This window comes from Tenacibaculum litopenaei (genome assembly GCF_964514025.1).
Classification (GTDB): domain Bacteria; phylum Bacteroidota; class Bacteroidia; order Flavobacteriales; family Flavobacteriaceae; genus Polaribacter; species Polaribacter litopenaei.
Window position 1 is genome coordinate 357212 of record NZ_CAZEQT010000003.1, and the last position, 21629, is coordinate 378840.

Here is a 21629-nt window from a genome sequence, read left to right on the forward strand (position 1 = left end):
CAGAACCATCACAACTATGAGCAAATTTCAACCCGATCAGCACGGATATTACGGTCAGTTTGGAGGAGCCTTTATTCCCGAATTATTGTATCCGAATGTAAAAGAATTGGAAGATAATTACGTGACGATTATTCAATCGGAAGCATTTCAGCAAGAGTATAAAAACTTGCTTCAACACTATGTAGGTCGTCCGAGTCCCTTGTATTTAGCCGAGCGGCTGTCAGAAAAATACGGGGCTACTATTTATTTAAAACGAGAGGATTTAAATCATACAGGAGCACATAAGGTAAACAATACTATTGGGCAAATATTAATAGCAAAACACCTAGGAAAAACTAAAATATTAGCCGAAACGGGAGCAGGGCAACACGGAGTGGCGACCGCTACGGTTTGTGCCTTGATGGGCTTAGAGTGTATTGTTTTTATGGGAGAGACGGACATTGAACGTCAAGCACCCAACGTAGCACGAATGAAGATGTTAGGAGCTAAGGTAGTTCCGGCGACCAGTGGAAGTAAAACCCTAAAAGACGCGACTAACGAGGCTATTCGTTACTGGATTCAGCATCCAGAAACCTATTATCTTATCGGTTCGGTGGTAGGGCCACACCCTTATCCGGATATGGTAGCACGATTGCAAGCGGTGATTTCTGAGGAAATGAAAATTCAGTTAAAAGAGCAAACAGGTAGTGAAAATCCCGATGCTATTATCGCCTGTGTTGGCGGAGGAAGTAATGCTGCTGGAGCTTTTTACCATTATATGGAGGATGAAGACGTAGCATTGATCGCGGTGGAAGCTGCTGGATTGGGAGTGCATTCCGGCGAGAGTGCTGCAACATCTCAATTGGGTGAGGTTGGAGTGATCCACGGCAGTAAAACCATCCTAATGCAAGATGACTACGGGCAGATTGTAGAGCCGTATTCGATATCTGCTGGATTGGATTATCCAGGGGTAGGACCGTTACACGCTTTTTTGTTTGATAGTAAAAGAGCAGCATTTATGAATGCTACTGATGAGGAAGCGCTGGAAGCTGCTTTTGAACTTACGAGGTTAGAAGGAATCATACCTGCCTTGGAAACAGCCCATGCTTTGGCTGTACTACCCAAGTTAAAAGGATATGAAGGGAAAACTTTGGTAATCAATTTGTCGGGGAGAGGAGATAAAGACTTGGCTACCTACAGCAAGCACATGAATAAAATTATAGAGTAATCACCTGAAAAGAAAAGTATGCAAACGTTAAAACAAGTATTTGAAAAAAAACAACGCGATGTTTTGTCGATATTTTTTACGGCAGGATTTCCTCAATTGACTAGTACGGCGGCTATCATTGACGAGTTGGCAAAAAGCGATGTCGATTTTATTGAGGTTGGACTTCCGTACTCTGACCCTCTAGCTGACGGACCTACGATACAACACAGCAGTGCGGTAGCCCTTAAGAATGGAATGAATTTGGACGTTGTTTTTGAACAGTTAAAAGACGTCCAAGCAACGAATACAGTCCCTTTAGTATTGATGGGCTACTTAAATCAAATTATCAAATACGGGGAACACGAATTTTGCAAGCAGGTAAAAGCTTGTGGTATTAGCACCATCATAATTCCCGATTTGCCAATGGTTGAATACGAAACTCATTACAGAGCCTTGTTCGCCAAGTATGGAATTCAAAATGTCTTTCTGATTACTCCTCATACTTCCGACGAGCGCATTCGTAAAATTGATGCCATGAGTGAAGATTTTATCTATGTAGTTGCTTCGGCGTCTATCACAGGAGCAAAAGGGGAAGTTACGGCAGGACAGATGGCTTATTTCGAGCGTATTAAAAATATGCAATTGAAAAATAAGTTGATTGTTGGATTCGGAATTTCGGATGCCAAAACCTTTAACAGTGCTTGTAATTATGCCAACGGAGCTATAATAGGTTCGGCTTTTATCAAGGCACTTGAAGCAAATGGTACCGAAGGTATTGCCGATTTTATTGCCGGAGTTAAGAGCTAAAGGTAAAACCGACTGGCCAGTCAAAGATTTCGAACTTGCTATTCTTTTAATAAAATGATAAAAAACACTACAGTTTTTGTGTAGATGTTAAGATTTGTTAAGAGAATGCTAAATTTTATTAAATATTTGACCTAAAGATATACCTTAGTATTATAAAATAACAATTCATGCTAACTAGAAAATTACTTGCAGTGGCCATGCTGTTTTGCTCAGGCCTCCTAACTGCACAAACAACTTTTATACGAAAGCCTAGTTTAAGCCCAGATGGTTCGAAACTAGCGTTTAGCTACCACGGTGATATTTGGGTATATACCTTGGCTACAAAAGACGCGAGAAGATTAACTATCCACGAAGCTTATGAGTCTGATCCTGTGTGGAATGACGATGGTTCAGAAATAGCTTTCTCTTCTAATAGAACAGGGAATACCAATGTGTTTACAGTAGCTGTAAACGGAGGTCGTCCTAAGCAATTAACATATTACCCAACTTCAAACGTGCCTTCTGATTGGTATAAAGACGAAGTGGTATTTACGACCAACAGAGTGTTGAAAGGGCCTGAATGGGATGCACAAATGTATCAAGTTGAGGAAAAAGGAGGAACTCCAACTCGCTTGTTAACAGCCTTAGGTTCGCAAGCAACCATATCGCCCGATGGGAAATTCATCGCTTATGTGAAAGGAGCATGTCGAATTGCACGTGAAGATTATACCGGGTCAGCGCAGCGCGATATTTGGATTTTTAATACCCAAACCAAGCAGTACCACCAAATTACTACAAGCGTAAAGAACGATCATACGCCGCGTTGGGATGCAGCTGGAAATTTGTATTATATCGGAGCGGAAAGTGGACGTTACAACATTTATAAACAAGCAATTTCTAGTCAAGGTACCAAAAGTGGTGTTGCGAAGCAGTTAACGAAGCAACGCGTAGACGGTGTTCGTACTTTTGGTATAGCCAATGATGGTAAAATTGTATACGCATCTGGAGCAACAACCTATTTGTTCACTCAAGGTTCTTCAAAGAAATTGCAGTTAAGCCTAGGGTCTGATGCACATTTTGACGAAGAAGATGCTCGTGTTACTTCAGGAGGAATTCGCAATTACAGCATCTCACCAGACGCTAAATTAGTAGCGATGGAGATCGAGGGAGATGTATTTGTAAAGCTGAACAATAAAGAAAAGAAGCGTTCCAATCCAATAGGCCAAGGACCTTCAAGAGATAAAAATCCTCAGTGGATTTCGAACAAAAAATTATTCTTTATTTCAGATAGAGATGGGCAGTTCGAAATTTACAGTGCAACGTCAAGTGACTCTTTGGTAGGGTTAAACCGCAGTTTGAAAGTTGCGATAGCGAAAGAAACAAAAAGCAAACAAGATGTAGAGCGCATGTATGTTTCTCCTGACCAAAAGAAGATTGCCTACCAGGTAGGAAGAGGAACTTTGTACATCGCAGATATCAAAGACGGCGCGATTAAGAACCCTAAAATTTATTCAGATACTTGGGCGGCACCAGAAGATCTTAGCTGGAGTCCGGATAGCAAGTATATCGCATATTCTCAGGAGGATTTAAACTTCGATAGTGAAATTTTTATCCAATCAGTAGCCGATCCTAAAGTAAAGATGAATGTGAGTATGCACCCTCGTAGTGATTCGTCACCAGTATGGAGTGCAGACGGAAAAAAATTAGCCTTCTTATCAAACCGCAGCGGGATCAATTACGATGTTTGGATGTTGTGGTTGCAGAAGGAAGATTGGGAGAAATCGAGAATTGACCACGAAGAAGGAGACTATTACGCTTCGAAAGAAGCGACGAGTAAGAAGTCAAAAAAAGCTAAGAAAGGAAAGAAAGGGAAGAAGAAAAAGACAGTGAAAGTAAAAATCGATGCAGATAAAATCTACGATCGTTTGGTACAAGTAACGCGTTTGCAAGACAATGAATACAGTGTGTTATTCAGTCCAGATAGCAAGTATATCTACTTTTCTGCTACGAATCCGGCAACGCAAAAAAGAAACCTCTACAAGGTAAAATGGGATGGAAGCAAGCCTAAGGCAGTTCGCGGTTCATCTCGTGTAGGAAACTTCTCGGTAGCTAAAGGTAAAATCTACCTCACAGCTTCAGGTAGGTTAAAGCAAATGAATCCGAAATCAGATAAATTAACCTCATTGCCACACAGTGCTCGCATTGTAAGAGATTTGAATGGAATGAGAGCGCAGGTATTTGACGAAGGTATTCGCGCACTTACTGACGGTTTCTACGACCCTGAATTCCATGGATATAACTGGAAGTCATTGGTGAAGAAATACCGACCTTGGGTATTGTCAACAAGTACACAACAAGATTTCTCATACGTGTTTAACTTGTTATTAGGACAGTTAAATGCGAGTCACATGGGCTACGCTTCAAGAAATCCAGAGAAGGTTGCGAGCAGCAATATCGGATTGATCGGATTAGAAGTAGTACCTGTAAAAGACGGAGTAAAAGTAACCTATGTATTGCCTAATTCTGCTGCTGATAAAACAAAGAGCAAATTAAAAGCTGGTGATGTTATTGTAGCAGTAAATGGTAAACCTATCAAGAAGCATAGTAATTTTTACAGCTACTTAAAAAACACGCGTAACAGCGAAGTATTGTTACAGCTAAAAGGCGGAAAAGACGTGGTATTGAGAACGTTGAGGTCTTTGAGAGGATTACAGTACGATGCTTGGGTAGAATCTCGTAAAGAGCTCGTAGCTAAGTATTCAAACGGACAATTAGGATACATTCATATTCAAGGAATGAACATGCCGAGTTTTGAACGTTTTGAAAGAGAGTTAAAAGCTAGTGGGTACGGTAAAAAAGGAATAGTTATCGACGTTCGTTACAACGGAGGAGGTTGGACTACTGATCGTTTGATGGCTGTATTAAACGTACAACAACACGCCTATACAATTCCACGAGGTGCTACAAAGAGCTTAAAAAATCACAAGAGTTTTACTAAAAACTATCCGTTTAACGAACGTGCAATTTTATCGGTGAATACCAAACCTGTGGTTGCACTTTGTAACGAAAACAGTTATTCGAATGCGGAAATCTTTTCGCATGCCTTTAAAAATTTAGGTTTGGGTAAACTGGTAGGACAACCTACTTTTGGAGCCGTGATTTCGACAGGAGGAAGATCTTTACAAAATGGATTTATCCGCATGCCATTCCGTGCATGGTACGTGAAGAAGTCTGGTAAAAACATGGAGAATGAAGCGCCAGCAACACCTGATTACCTAGTAAAGAACGCTCCAGGATCTAAAGATCGAGGAGAGGATGCACAATTGAAAAAGGCCGTTGAGGTACTATTACAAGAATTGTAGTCGCTTACTAAAAATATAAAGAAGATTGAAGCGAAGACCTCAGGTCTTCGCTTTTTTTATGTTTATTTTTGCCAGATGGAACAGATTTTGGAAGCGGATATACTCAAGAAATTAAAGGCGAATTTTGGTTATGAAAGTTTTCGCCTGCAACAAGGGCAGATTATTGAAAACGTATTGGCAAAGAAAGATACCTTGGTTATCATGCCAACGGGTGGAGGTAAGTCTATTTGTTACCAACTACCGGCCTTGTTTTTTAATGGCATTACCTTGGTAATTTCTCCGTTGATTGCGCTAATGAAAGATCAGGTAGATAGTTTGAAGGCCAATGGTATCAAAGCTACTTATATCAATAGTAGTCAAAGCGCTGAAGAACAGGCGAAGGTATTCGAAGACGTGGCTACCAAAGCCATTACATTGTTGTACGTAGCTCCTGAAAGTTTACCCATGTTGCAAAATGTGTTGAATCAAAGTTACATCAGTTGTGTAGCTATTGATGAGGCGCACTGTATTTCTGCTTGGGGACACGATTTTAGACCCTCGTACAAACAATTGTCTTTCTTAAAAAAATCACTTCCTGAAGTTCCAATCATCGCATTGACTGCAACGGCTGATAAAGCCACGCAAGAAGACATTGTAACCCAGCTAGCCATTCCTCACGCAGATCGTTTTATCAGTTCGTTTAACCGAGAAAACATCGCACTGGAGGTGCGACCTGCTAACGAACGAGTACAACAGATTATTGAGTTTGTGACCAAACGTCCTAATGAGGCCGGAATTGTGTATTGTTTGAGTCGAAAGGCAACGGAACAGCTTGCCTCAAAATTACAGCAGAAAGGGATCGATGCCTTGGCGTACCATGCCGGTATGAGTTTTGACGAACGATCAGCTACCCAAGAAGCCTTTATTAAAGACGATTGTACAGTGGTTTGTGCCACTATTGCTTTTGGTATGGGAATTGATAAATCGAATGTTCGTTGGGTAATTCACTATAATTTGCCCAAAAATATTGAAGGTTACTATCAGGAAATTGGGCGTGCAGGTCGTGATGGTCTGCCTTCGGATGCACTACTTTTTCACAGTTATGCCGATGTTATTCAACTCCGTCAGTTTATTGAAAATACAGGCAATAAAGAAGTACAGGAAGCGAAACTCGACAGGATGAAGCAGTTTGCGGAAGCTACCGTATGTCGACGTAGAATTCTGTTGAGCTATTTTGGTGAGTTCATCGAAGAGAACTGTGGAAATTGTGATGTGTGTAACAATCCACCAACCTTTTTTGACGGTACGATTATTGCCCAGAAAGCGCTTTCAGCTATTTATAGACTTCAAGGAAAAGAAGCTATGGGGATGGTGATTGACGTTTTAAGAGGAGCCCAAAATGCCGCTGTGTTGGACAAGCAGTACCAGCAACTAAAAACCTATGGAGCAGGGAAGGATATTGCTTGGCGCGATTGGCAGCACTACCTGATACAATTGGTGAATCAAGGATTTTGTCAAATAGCCTTTCACCAGCGTAATGCCTTACAACTTTCTAACCTAGCAAAGAAAGTGCTCTTCGAGGGAGAACGTGTAGAATTGACCAAGCCACAGGTTGTTGAAGAGACAAAAGTAACGAAGAAAGCAAAGAAAAAAACGGCAAATACCACGTTGTTTGACCGTTTGCGAGCCCTGCGTTATCGCATTGCTAAGGAAGAAGATATTGCGGCCTACTTGGTTTTTAACGACGCCACACTCCGCGAAATTGAACGGGAACGACCACAATCAGCTACTGAGTTTTTAGCAATTAGCGGTGTTGGACAACGAAAACTAGCGGTGTATGGTGATGAGTTTATGGAAGAAATTAAGTCCTTTCTAAATGAAAAGCGCAAAACGAAAAAAGATACCACCTTAGAAACGTTTAAGCTGTATCAACAAGGTCATTCTGTTCAGGAAATCGGTGAATTACGAGGCCTGAAGACAACGACTATTTTTTCGCACCTGTCGAAGTTGTATTTGGAAGGTAAGGATGTTAGCTTGGATGAATTTGTGACGCCCGCTATTTTGAAACGCGTGGCAAATGCCAAGAAGGAATTGAAAAATGAAACAGCCTTAAAACCGTATTTTGAGTTTCTCGGTGAAAAAGTACCCTACGAACAAATTAGGGTGGCGCTGACGATTCTGCAAAAGAAATAAACTCTGATTGAAATTTATTTTCAGAAATTTTTGAAAGTTTTAAAACTAATCCTATATTTGTCACATGCAATTAGAAGAAGCCAAATTAAAATACATACAAACCTGGGGAAGTTTAGCCACACATTGGGGGATAAATAAAACCATGGCTCAGGTACATGCGTTGTTATTGGTTTCAGTAAAACCTTTGTCGTCCGATGAAATTATGGAAATTCTTAAGATTTCGAGAGGCAATGTGAACATGAATGTACGCGCGCTTATCGACTGGGGAATTGTAACCAAAGTATTGGTACCCGGGGAGCGCAAAGAGTATTTTGAATCTGGGAAAGATATTTGGGAACTGTTTAAGCAAGTGACAAAAGAGCGCAAAAAGCGTGAAATAGAACCTGTAATAAAAGTGCTAAAGGAGTTAAAAGGCGAAGTAGCCGAGGATTCAGAAGAAGCAGAAAGTTTTCGTGTTTTGATGGGCGATTTGGTCCACGTAACAGAAACGGTAAATGGGTTGCTAGACAAAGCCATTAGAGCAGATGAGCACTGGCTTTTGTCTAATGTTACCAAACTCTTGAAAAAGTAAAAAAATTTATCAATAAAGTTTCAATAATTTCTGAAAATAAAATAAGTTATGAAAGAAAATGATCAAATTCGCTATGGAAAAATTGTGCTAGCCCCACTTAAAATTCTTACCCTTTACCTCTTTATCTTGGGAAGTTTGACTATTGACTTTGCTGAATTGAGTAGCGAAGTACTGGGGTTAAATGGAGTATTGGTACTTCTTACTGTTTGTTTGGGGCATTCTGTAGGATTGCACCGCGGAATTATTCATAAGTCGTATCAGACTTCGAGGTGGTTTAGAAATTTATTGGCCTATGCCTTTGTGTTTACCGGACTGGGAGGACCATTAAATTGGTTAAAGTTTCATTATTACAGAGATTATTGGCAAAACCAATCGGAATGCTTGCCTTATTTTGGATACAAACACAGTTTACTAAAAGATTATTGGTGGAATTTGCACTTGAGTTTTCGTCCTACAAATGTCGACCGATACAATATTCCTAAGGACGATTTAGAAGATACCTGGCTGCGCTTTTTAAATGGTACGTGGCTCGCTCATATACTCGGAATGGCGCTACTTTTCTATCTGCTTTACGGTTGGAATGCCATGCTGTTTCTGGTTGCATTTCGCGCCGCTGTAACAATCTTAGCCCATTGGTTTATAGGCTATGCATCACATACCCATGGTTATGTTCGTTACGAGGTATCCGGTGCTAGTGAAAGTGGTTATAACGATGTACTCTTAGGAGTGTGTTCTTTTGGAGAGGGTTTTCACAACAACCATCATGCCTATCCAAAATCTGCAAAGTTTTCAAAAAGCTGGTTTGAACTAGACCTGGGTTGGTGTGCCATTGTTATTTTAAAGTACATTGGCTTGATTTGGGAGGTACAAACCCATCGTGATGCTGAAGCGCGAGCTAAGGCATTGAAGGTATATCCGATAACTACTACAGATATACTGCAATAGGGAGAATTGCTATCATCCCGTGAAAAAGAGAAAAAACCTCAAAGTACTAGGATACTTATGAGGTTTTTGAGTGTTTCTATATAAGGAACAAGAGTTTACATAATTTGTAGTTGTGCAGTTTAAAAAGTGTCCACAACAATAACACCATTGGCTCCGCGTGATCCGTAAATGGCAGAATCCGTACCTTTTAATACTTTAATAGCTTTGATGGTATTAGGTTCTATCCTCGCAAACAAAGCTTCACTGATGGCGTTACCGTTCAAGATAAACAACGGTGTCGTACTTCCGTTAACAGTGTTGTAACCCCTAATCGTAATGCGATTTGATGAATCGATGTTTACGCCTGGAATGCGTCCGCGCATATAGTCGTAAATATTCCAAAATTGTGCGGTACTGGCCACTTTGTTGTTAGCATCATTGACAGTATAACTATCGTTTCTTTTTTCGATAATTATCACAATAGATTTTTTACCGTTGTACTTGACTTTTTGGATACCTACTTTAGGTGAAAATGCAGCAATAATCTTGGGTACTTTCTGTAGTTTTGTTTTGAAAATACCTTTAGAATTTGTCCATCTTTTTTGACGTACATCGTCAAAGAGTATAATAGCTCCAGGAACAGGCCTCTTTTTTTCATCTTTTACTTGAATGGATAGATAGTTATCCTTGTCTTGAGCCGTGGCTTTAAACCCCATTGTTACAACGAACAAAAAGAGTAAGATTTTGAAGTAGTTATTTTTCATCCTTTCAGTATTTAAGTAGGACAATATACTAAATATTCTTTAGAGTTTTGGGTGGAATTCAATGGTTTTGCTGTTTAAAGTGTTAAAATTTAGTGTTTTGTGTTATTTTTGGGTGCTTTTACTAGCGAAAATAGTGCTATGGAGTTATTTTCTTGTAATCGCTTAGGCATCCATTCTAAACCTTTATTCCTGAGGTGTTTTAAGACTGGGGATTTCCAATGTGCCACCGTTCCTATGCGATAACTCTGCTGAATAACACGTCGTACCTTATCGGTTCTCAATTTTTGAAAGGTGTTGAATACCGAGGCATGTGGTTGTTCAGAAATTAAAGTAGAGAGCAAGTAGGCGTCTTCAATGGCTTGACATGCTCCCTGTCCCATATTGGGTGTCGTGGCATGCGCGGCATCACCAATACAACATACTCGGCCTTGGTACCACGGAGTGCCTTGTGGTAAATCGGTTATAGCAGCCCCATGAATTTTCGATTTTGGAGTATGTGTGATAAGTTCAGTGACTAACGGATGAAAGTTAGCATACGCAGTGAGCAAACTCGTTGGATGTAGCGTATTTTGTACACGCTGAGCCTCTGAGGTAACTGCAAACCAATACACCTGATTTTTATCGATGGGAACGAACCCGAAACGATAGGTGCCTCCCCAGCATTCATGAAGTTTATGTACGTAGTTCGAAGGGATATCGAAATTTGCAATACCTCGCCAGCAATACTGTGATGTCGTACGTATGGTGGCGTTGGGAGCTATGAGTGATCGAGTGATTGAACGTATGCCATCAGCCGCGATAACCATTGATGTCGACACTTCGAATCCATTGTCGAAACTAAGGTGAACCTGTTCACTGTTTTGGTGGAGCTTTTGAAGCTGATATCCGAGATGTATCGACGTTTTTTCAAGGCTGTTTAGTAAGGTGTTTTGAAGACGAGCGCGAGCGATGGCTACGGTTGAGGTCTGAAAGAGTTCATCGTAACGCTGTGTTTGTATCGATTGAATGGTATCGAGCTTTTCCGTGGCTATAGTGAACTGTTCAATCAGATGCCCTTCTTTTTTTAGTTGATGGGCAATCCCTAGGTTTTCAAATATTTGCATTGCGTTGTGAGCGAGGGTTATACCTGCTCCCACGGCTTCTAGTTTTGTCGCCCGTTCGTAAATGTTGACAGTGTATCCCTGTCGTTCTAAAAAAAGTGCCGTTGTTAAACCGGCAATTCCTGCTCCTATAATTGAAATCTCCATAGTATTGGTTTTAGGTCAAAGTTACTAAAAATATTTTTATTTAGGTCGTATGTACTAATTTGTATATTTGTGCTATGAATACGACAAAAAAAAGGATACGTGATAAGGCACTGGCATTGTTTAACAGTCAGGGATTGTCACAAGTAACGCTCCGAACGATTGCAAAGGAATTAGGAATGAGCCAGGGGAATTTAAATTACCACTACAAAAAGCGAGCAGACATCATCGAGGTTCTGTACGAAGACTTGGTAACAGCCTTATCCGCTGAGTTTATAAAATTTGAGACTGCCGAGCTTTCTATGAATTTGCTTTTTGAGGTGAATACGGCGGTTATGAAAGTATTTTTTAATTATCGTTTTATGATGCTCGACTTTGTTCAAGTAATGAGAACACATCCCAAAATTAGTGCACATTACCAAACCTTGACAGTTCATCGGAAAGAGCAGTTCATGAGTTTGGTACAGCGATTAATAGCTGCGGGCTACCTAAGGCAGGCAGATTTTAAAGGAGAATATGAAGAGGTGTGGGAGCGCGTTCAAATGCTCGGTGATTTCTGGTTATCATCGGCCTACATCAATTCCAAGTTAGAAGAAAGTCAAGTAGCGCATTATGCCAGGTTGATGGGAGGAGTTTGGTATCCGTATTTTACCCCGAAGGCAAAAAAGAGCTATCTACAGTATCAAAAATCATAAAAAAAACTCCCCGTTACCAAGGTAGCGGGGAGTTTAAAGTAATTTGCAATGAGTAGGTTACATATTACGACGGTACTGACCACCTACTTCGAAAAGAGCGGCAGTAATTTGTCCTAGTGTACACACTTTACTCGCTTCCATTAGTTTTTCAAAAATATTTTCGTTTTGAACAGCAGCATTCTGAATAATATCGAGTTCTTCACTCGCTTTGGCAGCATGTGCTTGGTTCAAGTTTTCTTTTGTTTTAATTTGGAATAACTTTTCTTCCTCCGTTGCACGGATGACTTCTTGAGGAGTCACTGTTGGTGAACCTTTAGAACTCAAAAAGGTATTCACTCCAATAATAGGAAACTCACCAGTGTGTTTTAAAGTTTCATAGTACAAGCTCTCTTCTTGAATTTTAGAACGTTGGTACATGGTTTCCATGGCTCCCAATACACCTCCGCGTTCTGTAATTCTGTCAAATTCAGTCAATACAGCTTCTTCCACCAAATCGGTCAGTTCCTCAATAATGAACGATCCTTGAATTGGGTTTTCATTCTTTGCGAGTCCTAATTCTTTATTGATAATCAACTGAATGGCCATAGCTCTACGTACACTTTCTTCTGTAGGTGTCGTAATGGCTTCGTCATAGGCATTCGTGTGTAATGAATTACAGTTGTCGTAAATTGCATACAGGGCCTGTAGAGTAGTTCTAATATCGTTAAAATCAATCTCTTGAGCGTGTAAAGAACGTCCCGAAGTTTGAATGTGATACTTGAGCATCTGAGCTCGTGGATTGGCTCCGTATTTAAATTTGAGTGCTTTGGCCCAAATTTTACGTGCCACTCTACCGATAACAGCGTATTCCGGATCAATTCCATTTGAAAAGAAGAACGATAAGTTCGGTCCAAACTTGTTGATGTCCATACCTCTTGATAAGTAGTATTCTACGTAGGTAAATCCGTTGGCTAAGGTAAGTGCTAATTGCGTAATAGGATTGGCTCCTGCTTCGGCAATGTGATATCCAGAAATGGATACCGAATAAAAATTACGAACGTTTTTCTCGATAAAGTACTCTTGGACATCTCCCATTAAGCGCAGGGCAAATTCCGTTGAGAAAATACAGGTATTTTGCGCTTGATCTTCTTTTAAAATATCGGCTTGCACAGTACCGCGAACTTGCGAAAGTGTAGCCGTTTTAATTTCAGCGTATACTTCTGCGGGTAAAATTTGATCACCGGTAACCCCTAAGAGCATTAATCCCAATCCGTCGTTTCCTTCAGGAAGATCACCGTTGTATCTCGGTCTTTCCAATCCTTTCGCGTCGTAAAGAGACGCTAATTTTTCTTCAACGAGGTGTTCAAGTTGCTGTTCTTTGATGTATTTTTCACAGTTTTGATCAATAGCGGCATTCATAAAGAAACCTAACAACATAGGAGCAGGCCCGTTGATTGTCATAGAAACTGAAGTCATGGCATGACTTAAATCGAAGCCTGAATACAATTTCTTAGCGTCGTCAAGACAACAAATAGAAACTCCGGCATTACCAATTTTTCCGTAGATATCTGGACGGTGACCAGGGTCATTTCCGTAGAGCGTTACCGAGTCAAATGCCGTCGATAAACGTTTTGCTGGCATTCCTAAACTAACGTAGTGGAAACGTCTGTTGGTTCTTTCCGGTCCTCCTTCACCTGCAAACATTCGAGTAGGGTCTTCTCCAGTTCTCTTAAATGGATACAGTCCTGAAGCATAAGGGAACTCTCCAGGTACGTTCTCTTGCAGGTTCCAACGGAGCAGATCACCCCAAGCTTGGTACTTTGGTAAGGCTACTTTCGGAATCTGAGAATGTGATAAGGATTCTGTATGCGTTTGAATATTGATTTCCTTATCGCGTACTTTAAACGTGTACACTGGAGCTTTGTATTTGGCCACTTTGTCTTGCCAATTCATAATGATTTCCCAGTTATAAGGATCGAGATTCATTTTAACGCGATCAAATTCTGCTAATAACAGCTTTACAAAATCGCGTTGCTCCTCGTTGATGGTTAGTTGTTCCGCATCAATTCCTGCCTTGTCAAGTACAACCTTTGAATCCGTAACACTTTCTATGGTTTGACTAATTCCGTATAGCTTTTGAGCCACAACCTCCTGCTGTGAAACCTTTTTATCGTAAGCGCGATTAGATTCGGCGATTTCTGACAAATAACGCGTGCGTGCCGGTGGAATGACAAAAATCTTTTCTGACATTTCTTTAGTGATTTCAAAGGTAGAAGCTAAATCAGCTCCTGTTTTTTCCACTAATTTATCCATGATGGCCTTGTACAACGAATTCATTCCTGGATCGTTGAATTGCGAGGCTATAGTTCCGTATACCGGAAGGTCTTCTTGAGGAATGTCCCAGAGGTTGTTGTTGCGCATATACTGCTTTTTAACATCTCTCAGGGCATCTAAGGCTCCTCGCTTGTCAAACTTATTGATAGCAACTAAATCGGCAAAATCTAACATATCAATTTTTTCCAATTGAGTAGCGGCACCAAATTCTGGAGTCATTACGTACAATGAGGTATCCGAATGTTCAATAATTTCTGTATCTGACTGTCCAATTCCCGAAGTTTCTAGGATAATTAAATCAAAGGCTGCGGCTTTGAGTACCTCAACAGCTTCGTTGACGTATTTAGACAGCGCTAGGTTAGATTGACGCGTAGCAAGTGAACGCATGTATACGCGTTCGTTATTGATAGCGTTCATGCGGATACGGTCACCTAATAAAGCACCTCCTGTTTTTCTTTTCGATGGATCGACAGAAATGAGTCCGATGGTCTTTTCTGGAAAGTCGATTAAAAAACGGCGAACCAGCTCGTCAACCAAACTCGATTTTCCAGCCCCACCAGTACCTGTAATTCCGAGTACAGGAGTACTTGCATTTTTATTTTTTTCGTGAATTTTTGCTAAGGTATCCTTAGCCACTTCTGGGAAGTTTTCTGCCGATGATATAATACGGGCAATACTTCCGATCTCTTTTTCTTCTAATTTGTTGATTTCTCCATTCAACTGATCACCAATAGCAAAATCAGCGCGTTGAACCAAATCGTTAATCATACCTTGTAGGCCTAATTCACGACCGTCATCCGGCGAGTAGATTCTCGTGATACCGTAATCCATGAGTTCCTTGATTTCTTCAGGAAGGATTACTCCACCACCACCTCCGAAAATCTTAATATGCCCGGCTCCTTTTTCCTGGAGTAAATCGTACATGTATTTAAAATACTCATTGTGTCCCCCCTGATAAGAGGTCATTGCAATGGCATTCGCATCTTCTTGAATAGCACAATTCACCACTTCTTCAACACTTCTATCGTGTCCGAGGTGAATAACTTCAACACCTGTTGATTGGATGATTCTACGCATGATGTTGATGGCAGCATCGTGTCCGTCAAATAGGGAAGCCGCTGTTACGATTCTTACTTTATATTTAGGTTTATAAGGAGTTGTTTGTTCCATTCGTAAATTATCTTGTATTTATCGCATGCAATTTACGGAAATATTAAAAAATAGAAGACTTTATTGAAAGGGTAAAAATCCCATTTGCAATTTTTTTATGTTTGCGACGTTGAGCATTGGGCAAAAAAGAATTCTAAATTCTAGGAAATTAGGAATTTTATAAAAATATTAAGAATGTATACAGTAGGGAAGTGTTGTAACGTTCTTGTTTAAATAACAACTAATACACACAAACTAGAAGACTATGTACACGTATACCTTTGAAAAAATATCCGCGATATTTTATCTTCTCACAGCTTTTTCCGCAGCCATGCTGGGGTTTCTGTTTTTGACTCACAGGCTAAAGGCGCATAAAGCAAACGTGTTTTTAGTAGTTTTTATTTGGAGTTTGGCCTACAGCCTTCTAAATGAGTTTTTGGCAGACGAAGAAGTTGTTGAGCTCATAGGAGAAAAGTTTTTTTCGTTTAATTCCTTTTTATTCATTGTGCCCTCCTTGTTTTTGTACATCGTGTCTCACAGTAATAAGAACGAAATTAAGTATTGGATCTGGTTGTATGCTCCAGGGGTATTGGTCAATATCATACCATTTCAAGATCCTGAGTTGGCGGAGGTCTTTAACGGGTTGCTCTACATGCTCATCAGTTTTCCTTTGATGGTGTTGAGCATGCGCTACATAAAAAAATACCGCAAAGACTTACAGAGTTTCTATTCAACAATTGATAATAGAACCTTGCATTGGATACGAGTTTTGATGCTTATGGTCATAAGCCTACACGTATTTATGTTTGTCGTCGAACTGATTATTGACGAAAACTCAGCACTGGATGCTATTATGGATTTTATAGAAAGTTTGGTAACGTTTAGCATCGTGTATTGGGTAGGAGTCAAAGGATTTCAGCAGTACGAATTGGATACACCGAATACAAACGCTGTAGAACCCCCAATTATCGAAGTAGAAAAAAAGTGTGTGGAGGAAAATTGTTCGTTGGAGGTTGAAGAAGATAATCTGGATACAGAATTACACAACAAGTTCGAATGTTTGTGTACGCTAATCGAAGAACATAAAATTTATACCAATCCGAATTTAACCATCAAGAGCTTATCCGAACAATTGACAGTTCGTGAACGCGAACTTTCTAACTTGATCAATAACTGTACAAAAAAGAATTTTCACCAGTTTATCAATCAATTTAGAGTGTTGGAGTTCAAAAGGCTCATCGCTTCTGATAAAGCAGTACAATATTCTATATTAGGACTCGCTCGAGATGCTGGATTCTCTTCTAAATCAACATTTTACAAGGTTTTTAAAGAGCTCGAAGGACTCACGCCAAGTGAGTACAAAAACCGGATAAATAGTCCGAATACGCGTTCTGGGACTCCTTAATCTGCATTTTTTTTCGAGTTTGACGTTTCTTTGTCGAGTGCCATTCACAAGCGGTAGTACTCCGTTTGTGAACAGTGCGTATTAGGTTAGTTTAAAATAGAAAATTAGTATAGAGATGAAGAAAGCAATTGTTATTTTAATGATGGTGGGAGTCGGACATTTTTCTGCCCAAGGACAAGATATCGCCAAAGAAATTTTTGGGAAATGGAAACTTGATGTCGTTGAAATGATGGGACAGAAAGGAACACCTCAAGAAGTGTTTGGGGTAGCAGAAGCGTATCAGGAATACAGTAAACCCAATAAATTTAAAGGATTTCTCGGTGAGGAAGTACACGGTGATTTTACGATTGACAGTGCAACTAGTAAAATCGTAGTTACTGTTGGAAACGATAGTACAGAATTTAAGGTCATTTCATTTACGAAAACCGGAATGATTTTGTCTATTCAAACCGATGAAGGCGCACTACAACTTCATTATAAAAAGAGTTAATTCAACGGCTTTTTCAAGTTAACCGTTTAGTTTTTTAGTAATCCTCCATACACATCCTCACAAGGGGTGTGCAGGGGATGACTGTACTTATACTAACCAAACCGTAAGTAATAGTCATCAAAACAAAGTTATATGTCATATTTATTAGAGAATCCTCTTATTTTACAATTAATAGTCTTTGCTTCCATCATTATCTTTTTTTGGAGTTTAGAATTGGTCATCTTTTCTCAAGATATCAAGTCAAAGGCCTCGCATTCCTTGTTAAATGCCAAGTTTATCAGTTTGGTACTACCCGTGCAAATGCTGCTGTCAACAGTGGTGTTTATGGTCGCAAATTGGACGGTCGACCAAAGTTGGGGACTGCTGCATTTACTTCCGATTACCGAAAATAAAGTAGTGTATTTTATTACGGCGTTTATCGCCATTGATTTTTTTGATTACTGGTATCACGTGATGATGCACAGGGTGCCTTGGTTTTGGCGTTTTCATCAAATTCACCACAGTGATATGGAAGTTGATATCTCTACTACAGTCAGAGAACACCCAGGAGAAACCGCAATTCGAGTAAGTTATTTGGCCTTAATAGTGTTTGTTTTAGGTGTCCCTGCCTCATTTTTATTGCTCAAACAGTTTATTCAGAGCTTTATCAATTTAACATCACATTCTAAAGTGAAATTGAATCCAAAAGTTGATAGAATTGTCTCTTGGGTGTTTGTAACACCGAGTACGCATCACATTCACCATCACTATGTGTTACCGTATACAGATAGTAATTACGGAGACATACTCGGAATTTGGGATCGCTTGTTTGGTACCTATACCAGTATGGAACAAAGTAGCATAGTGCACGGTATCGATACCAATATGGATGCTGAGGAAAATAGTGACTTTAAAAATTTGGTCACCCGACCCTTTGACGGAGAACGCATTCATTCAACCAATCCAGTTTACGCTAACAAAACGAGCTTAAAGTCAGTAAAATAGGGACGAGTTTATGAGGGGAGTTTTGTTTGGACTCTTGATCTTATTGGTGAGTAATGCAATAGGTCAAGTAAAGGTTAGTGGAGTGGTTGTAGATGAACAAGGAATGCCAATACCATTTGTTAATGTGGTATTTGTAGGTACGACTATCGGTACAACAACCAATGATCAGGGAGAATTTCAGTTGAAAAAAAATGGAGGGAAAGCAGATGTTTCCCTGAGTTTAATGGGGTTTGAAGAAAGGATTATTCCATACGCTAAATTGAAAGGTATACGCTTAGAGATTGTACTCAAAGAAAATGCGACCAGTTTAGATGAGGTGGTTATCGTAAGGAAGCCCAAGAAGAGGTTAAAGAAAAAAGAGAATCCGGCATATAGAATTTTAAAGGAAATATGGAAGCGCAAAAAGAAAAACGGTGTAGCGCTTGTTAAAAGCTACCAATTTCAACGATTCTCTTCGAGAGAGTTGGGATTTGGAAATATGGATAGCGCTTTTGTTCGTAAAGTATTGCGAAAAAAATACGGAGAACTCAAAGAGCATCTCCGACAGAATTACGATAATGACAGTTACTACATGCCAGTTGAGTTTATTGAAAAGGTAGAAAATGTATACGGAAGTAACGAACTGAACTTGGAACGAGTTGATGTTGAAGCACTGCGCGAGACGGGAATTCATCAGTTGGGGAAATACGTTGCCAGAGCTACCAATGTATTTAAAGAAATTAATGTATACGAAGACGGCATCCCTATTTTAGACAAGACTTTTGTCAGCCCAATTGCGACTTCTGGTTTTGGTAGTTATGATTACGTATTGTCTGACAGTACAGAAGTAGCAGGTGCTAAAGAGTATACGATTCATTTTTTCCCGAGACAAAATGGTGATTTGGTGTTTAAAGGCCATTTTAAAGTGAGTGCGAAAAGTTATGCCTTAAGTGCCATTGAAATGGAAATCTTAAAGGAGGTAAATTTAAATTTTGTAAGAGATTTGAGCATCCATAAGACCTTTGAGCTTAAAAATGACAGTATTTATTTACCCAAGTCAAATGAGTACAAAGGAGAGTTTACTTTTTTGACGAAAAACAAGACTGAAAAGAGTATTTACTTAGTAAAACGTGAACGCTACTCGAAGTATTTGTTCAACCGTGCAAAATCGCGCGCTTTCTATGAAAATCCTTTGGTGCAGTCGAGTAAGAATCAATTTAAAAAAGAAGCTGCCTATTGGGATGATCAGTTAGTTGAGGAAGAAAAGGGAACCTTGAAATTAGTAGCTAAAGCTAAGACAAGTACCAAAGTAAAGAGAGCAACAGGAACCATTTTTACCCTATCGGATGGATATTTTACCCCCATTACTGGGTTGCAGTTGGGGAATTTGTTTACGACAACGGCGAGAAATGACATTGAAGGGGTACGACTGCGATTAGGGTTTCGTACGTTTAAATCGAACGATGACCGTTTTCGTCTTTTAGGTTTTGGTGCTTTTGGTTTTAAAGACAACAAGTTTAAATACGGTTTGGAAGCGAGGTACTTGCTCAGTACAAAGCCCCGAATTACTATCGGAGCAGCGTATTTAAACGACATAGAACAGATGGGGTTCACTCGGTTTAACGAGCGTGATTTAAATCCACAACCCGATAAAGGTCCGAAGGCAGTTTTTGTACGAGGACAAAACTTTTTCTTATCACGTGTTCGTAAATCGATGTTTCGCTTTGATGTGGAAGTATTTAAAAATTTTAATGTCGGAGTAAAATTGGCGAAAGAACGCATAGTTTCGGCAGATCCTAAGAGATTTTCTTTGGCGTTTTTAAATGAGAGAACAGGGCAAGTACAACACAGAACAACGGATGTATACAGTGATATTTACTTGAGTTACCAACCGGGTAGACAGGTAGAAGGTTTTGGCGTCGATAGGGTAATAGGACCTAAGTTACACCCAAAAGTATTGTTGAATTTCAAAAGAGCCTATCGCGGCGTGCTTGGAGGGAATGTAGAGTACAGTAAGCTCGCTTTGTTGTATAATCACCCTATTCCTTTCGGTAAGTTTGGAGTGTTAGACGCCACTTTGATTGCGAGCAAAACCTTTGGTAAAACACCGCTGTCCGTTATTACTGCAGTACCGTCTAATCAAACGTATTTTTTAACACCGAATACTTTTGCGTTGTTAGATTACTACGATTTCGTAGCCGACAGTTCTGTCGAAACTCACTTTGAACATCATTTTAATGGGCTACTCATGAATAGAGTACCCTTGGTGAAACAGTTAGGCCTTCGAAGCTTGTTAACTTTTAGAGCTGTTTACGGAACAATCTCAGAGAAAAATAAACGCATTAACAGATCGACAATTCGCTATGTGGCTCCTGACAAAAAGCCCTATTTCGAATACGGTGTAGGAATAGAAAACATAGGATACGGAAATTTACGTCCACTGCGGGTCGATTTTATTTGGAGAAGTGACTTTACCAATGTAAACGGACCAGTGAGTCCGAAGTTTGGAGTGCGAGTTGGATTTAAAACATCATTTTAGGTATGCAAAGATTAATTATCAAAATATTTTTATGGGGGCTGCTGATACTCGCTGCCAATGTACAGGCACAGAGTTATCAGTATGATGTTATAGTTTTCGGGAAGAAAATCGGAACTGTAACTACGAAAAAGGAGCGAAAGCTAGAAGGGGTTATTTACACTTCTGATTCCAAATCAGAAGTGTCCTTTTTCGGAAAGAAACGCATTGTGACCACTATGAAAACAGTGTATAAAAACGATACGTTAATGACGAGTTTCTACGAGGTCAGAAAGAACGGAAAGGTGCGCGAGTTGTCGGAGGTAACTCCTCTTAATAACGGAGGCTATCAAATTGTGACTGATGGCGAGAAAACAACGCACAGCAGGCCGGTGACCATGAGTACCATATTGTTGACCTATAGAAAACCGAAAGACGGTGAAAAAATCTTTGAAGAAGTGGGAGGCTATTATAAAACTATGAAGAAAGTGTCGGAATTTCAGTTTGATTTAATCAACCCAAAAAGCAGGCACAAAGACAGTTATTTTTATAACGAAGCCGGGGTGTTGACGAAGTGTATCGTTCGGAAAACACTCTTTAATTTTCAAATGATTTTAAAACCTCAGGAAAAGCTTACAAGTAAGCTATAAAAGCCCATGGTTTTCTGGTTTCGAGGTAGTAGAGGTCGTGTTCATGGGCATAGGCCTCTCGCTCGAAACTTAAGTTCTTATAAGCTAGTGAAGTACTGCGATACCAGCATACTTTTACCATCCATTCAGCGATATAGAGTAAATAAAACAGTACGAGTAAGAGCTCTAATTGTTGCCTGAGATGAATTTTCTCGTGATTGATAAGCACGACATCTGTTTTTAATTCCTTTCGTTTTAAAACGATAAATGGAAAAAATGCCAAGCCGACAAAACCTTTCGGTATGATGTATTTGAGGATGAGTATCACAGTTCAAAAATAGTCAAAAATAACTACAATCCCCTTTTTCTCTAGGTATAATACCTATTCCTTACAGCTTTTATTGTTCAGATTTGTTAATTATTAGTTAGTTTTTTTTTAATAAAAAAAAAGATAAATGTTA

16 protein-coding genes are annotated in these 21629 nt (G+C 39.7%); 12 read left to right on the plus strand and 4 right to left on the minus strand.

All coding sequences use genetic code 11. The annotated features are described in order from the left end of the window. Positions 1–16 precede the first annotated feature (16 nt). From trpB to ACKTS5_RS06150, 6 genes are all read left to right on the plus strand, one after another. The gene (trpB, locus tag ACKTS5_RS06125; RefSeq protein WP_408042966.1) at positions 17–1207 is read left to right on the plus strand and encodes a tryptophan synthase subunit beta; all 1191 of its coding nucleotides are present in this window, start codon (positions 17–19) and stop codon (positions 1205–1207) included. Positions 1208–1225: 18 nt separating this feature from the next. After that, positions 1226–1993, plus strand: a complete 768-nt coding sequence (gene trpA / locus ACKTS5_RS06130; protein WP_408042967.1) for a tryptophan synthase subunit alpha — start codon at positions 1226–1228, stop codon at positions 1991–1993. A 167-nt stretch (positions 1994–2160) separates the two neighbouring features. Then, on the plus strand, positions 2161–5334 hold the full coding sequence (locus tag ACKTS5_RS06135) for a S41 family peptidase (RefSeq protein ID WP_408042968.1): 3174 nt from the start codon (positions 2161–2163) through the stop codon (positions 5332–5334). A gap of 75 nt (positions 5335–5409) precedes the next feature. Beyond that, positions 5410–7506 (plus strand): DNA helicase RecQ, encoded by a 2097-nt coding sequence (recQ, locus tag ACKTS5_RS06140; protein ID WP_408042969.1) that lies wholly within the window; start codon positions 5410–5412, stop codon positions 7504–7506. A gap of 64 nt (positions 7507–7570) precedes the next feature. Next, positions 7571–8077 carry a GbsR/MarR family transcriptional regulator gene (locus ACKTS5_RS06145; RefSeq protein WP_408042970.1) on the plus strand — a complete coding sequence of 169 codons (507 nt, stop codon included), beginning with the start codon at positions 7571–7573 and terminating at the stop codon, positions 8075–8077. Between the two features lie 48 nt (positions 8078–8125). Further along, positions 8126–9022: a fatty acid desaturase gene (locus ACKTS5_RS06150; protein ID WP_408042971.1), complete on the plus strand. Its 897-nt coding sequence runs from the start codon at positions 8126–8128 to the stop codon at positions 9020–9022. A 119-nt stretch (positions 9023–9141) separates the two neighbouring features. On the opposite strand, the gene ACKTS5_RS06155 is transcribed toward ACKTS5_RS06150, so the two are convergent. Both ACKTS5_RS06155 and ACKTS5_RS06160 read right to left on the minus strand, forming a co-directional pair. Then, positions 9142–9765 (minus strand): TonB-dependent receptor plug domain-containing protein, encoded by a 624-nt coding sequence (locus ACKTS5_RS06155; protein ID WP_408042972.1) that lies wholly within the window; start codon positions 9763–9765, stop codon positions 9142–9144. An 89-nt stretch (positions 9766–9854) separates the two neighbouring features. Then, the gene (locus ACKTS5_RS06160; protein ID WP_408042973.1) at positions 9855–11012 is read right to left on the minus strand and encodes an FAD-dependent monooxygenase; all 1158 of its coding nucleotides are present in this window, start codon (positions 11010–11012) and stop codon (positions 9855–9857) included. Positions 11013–11086: 74 nt separating this feature from the next. Here ACKTS5_RS06160 and ACKTS5_RS06165 point away from each other — a divergent pair, with 74 nt between their 5' ends. Then, positions 11087–11704 carry a TetR/AcrR family transcriptional regulator gene (locus ACKTS5_RS06165; protein ID WP_408042974.1) on the plus strand — a complete coding sequence of 206 codons (618 nt, stop codon included), beginning with the start codon at positions 11087–11089 and terminating at the stop codon, positions 11702–11704. A gap of 57 nt (positions 11705–11761) precedes the next feature. On the opposite strand, the gene ACKTS5_RS06170 is transcribed toward ACKTS5_RS06165, so the two are convergent. Continuing rightward, the gene (locus ACKTS5_RS06170; RefSeq protein ID WP_408042975.1) at positions 11762–15187 is read right to left on the minus strand and encodes a methylmalonyl-CoA mutase family protein; all 3426 of its coding nucleotides are present in this window, start codon (positions 15185–15187) and stop codon (positions 11762–11764) included. A gap of 244 nt (positions 15188–15431) precedes the next feature. Here ACKTS5_RS06170 and ACKTS5_RS06175 point away from each other — a divergent pair, with 244 nt between their 5' ends. The 5 genes from ACKTS5_RS06175 to ACKTS5_RS06195 all read left to right on the plus strand — a co-directional run bounded on the left by ACKTS5_RS06175 (position 15432) and on the right by ACKTS5_RS06195 (position 21189). Then, on the plus strand, positions 15432–16571 hold the full coding sequence (locus tag ACKTS5_RS06175; protein ID WP_408042976.1) for a helix-turn-helix domain-containing protein: 1140 nt from the start codon (positions 15432–15434) through the stop codon (positions 16569–16571). A 115-nt stretch (positions 16572–16686) separates the two neighbouring features. Then, positions 16687–17061, plus strand: coding sequence for a hypothetical protein (locus ACKTS5_RS06180; RefSeq protein WP_408042977.1), 375 nt, complete (start codon positions 16687–16689; stop codon positions 17059–17061). Positions 17062–17193: 132 nt separating this feature from the next. Further along, positions 17194–18045: a sterol desaturase family protein gene (locus ACKTS5_RS06185; RefSeq protein ID WP_408042978.1), complete on the plus strand. Its 852-nt coding sequence runs from the start codon at positions 17194–17196 to the stop codon at positions 18043–18045. Between the two features lie 10 nt (positions 18046–18055). Continuing rightward, on the plus strand, positions 18056–20563 hold the full coding sequence (locus ACKTS5_RS06190) for a DUF5686 and carboxypeptidase-like regulatory domain-containing protein (RefSeq protein ID WP_408042979.1): 2508 nt from the start codon (positions 18056–18058) through the stop codon (positions 20561–20563). A 2-nt stretch (positions 20564–20565) separates the two neighbouring features. Next, positions 20566–21189, plus strand: coding sequence for a DUF6134 family protein (locus ACKTS5_RS06195; RefSeq protein ID WP_408042980.1), 624 nt, complete (start codon positions 20566–20568; stop codon positions 21187–21189). Here the strand turns inward: ACKTS5_RS06195 and ACKTS5_RS06200 are convergent. Next, positions 21173–21496, minus strand: a complete 324-nt coding sequence (locus ACKTS5_RS06200; RefSeq protein ID WP_408042981.1) for a hypothetical protein — start codon at positions 21494–21496, stop codon at positions 21173–21175. The genes ACKTS5_RS06195 and ACKTS5_RS06200 overlap by 17 nt on opposite strands. Between the last annotated feature and the right edge of the window lie 133 nt (positions 21497–21629).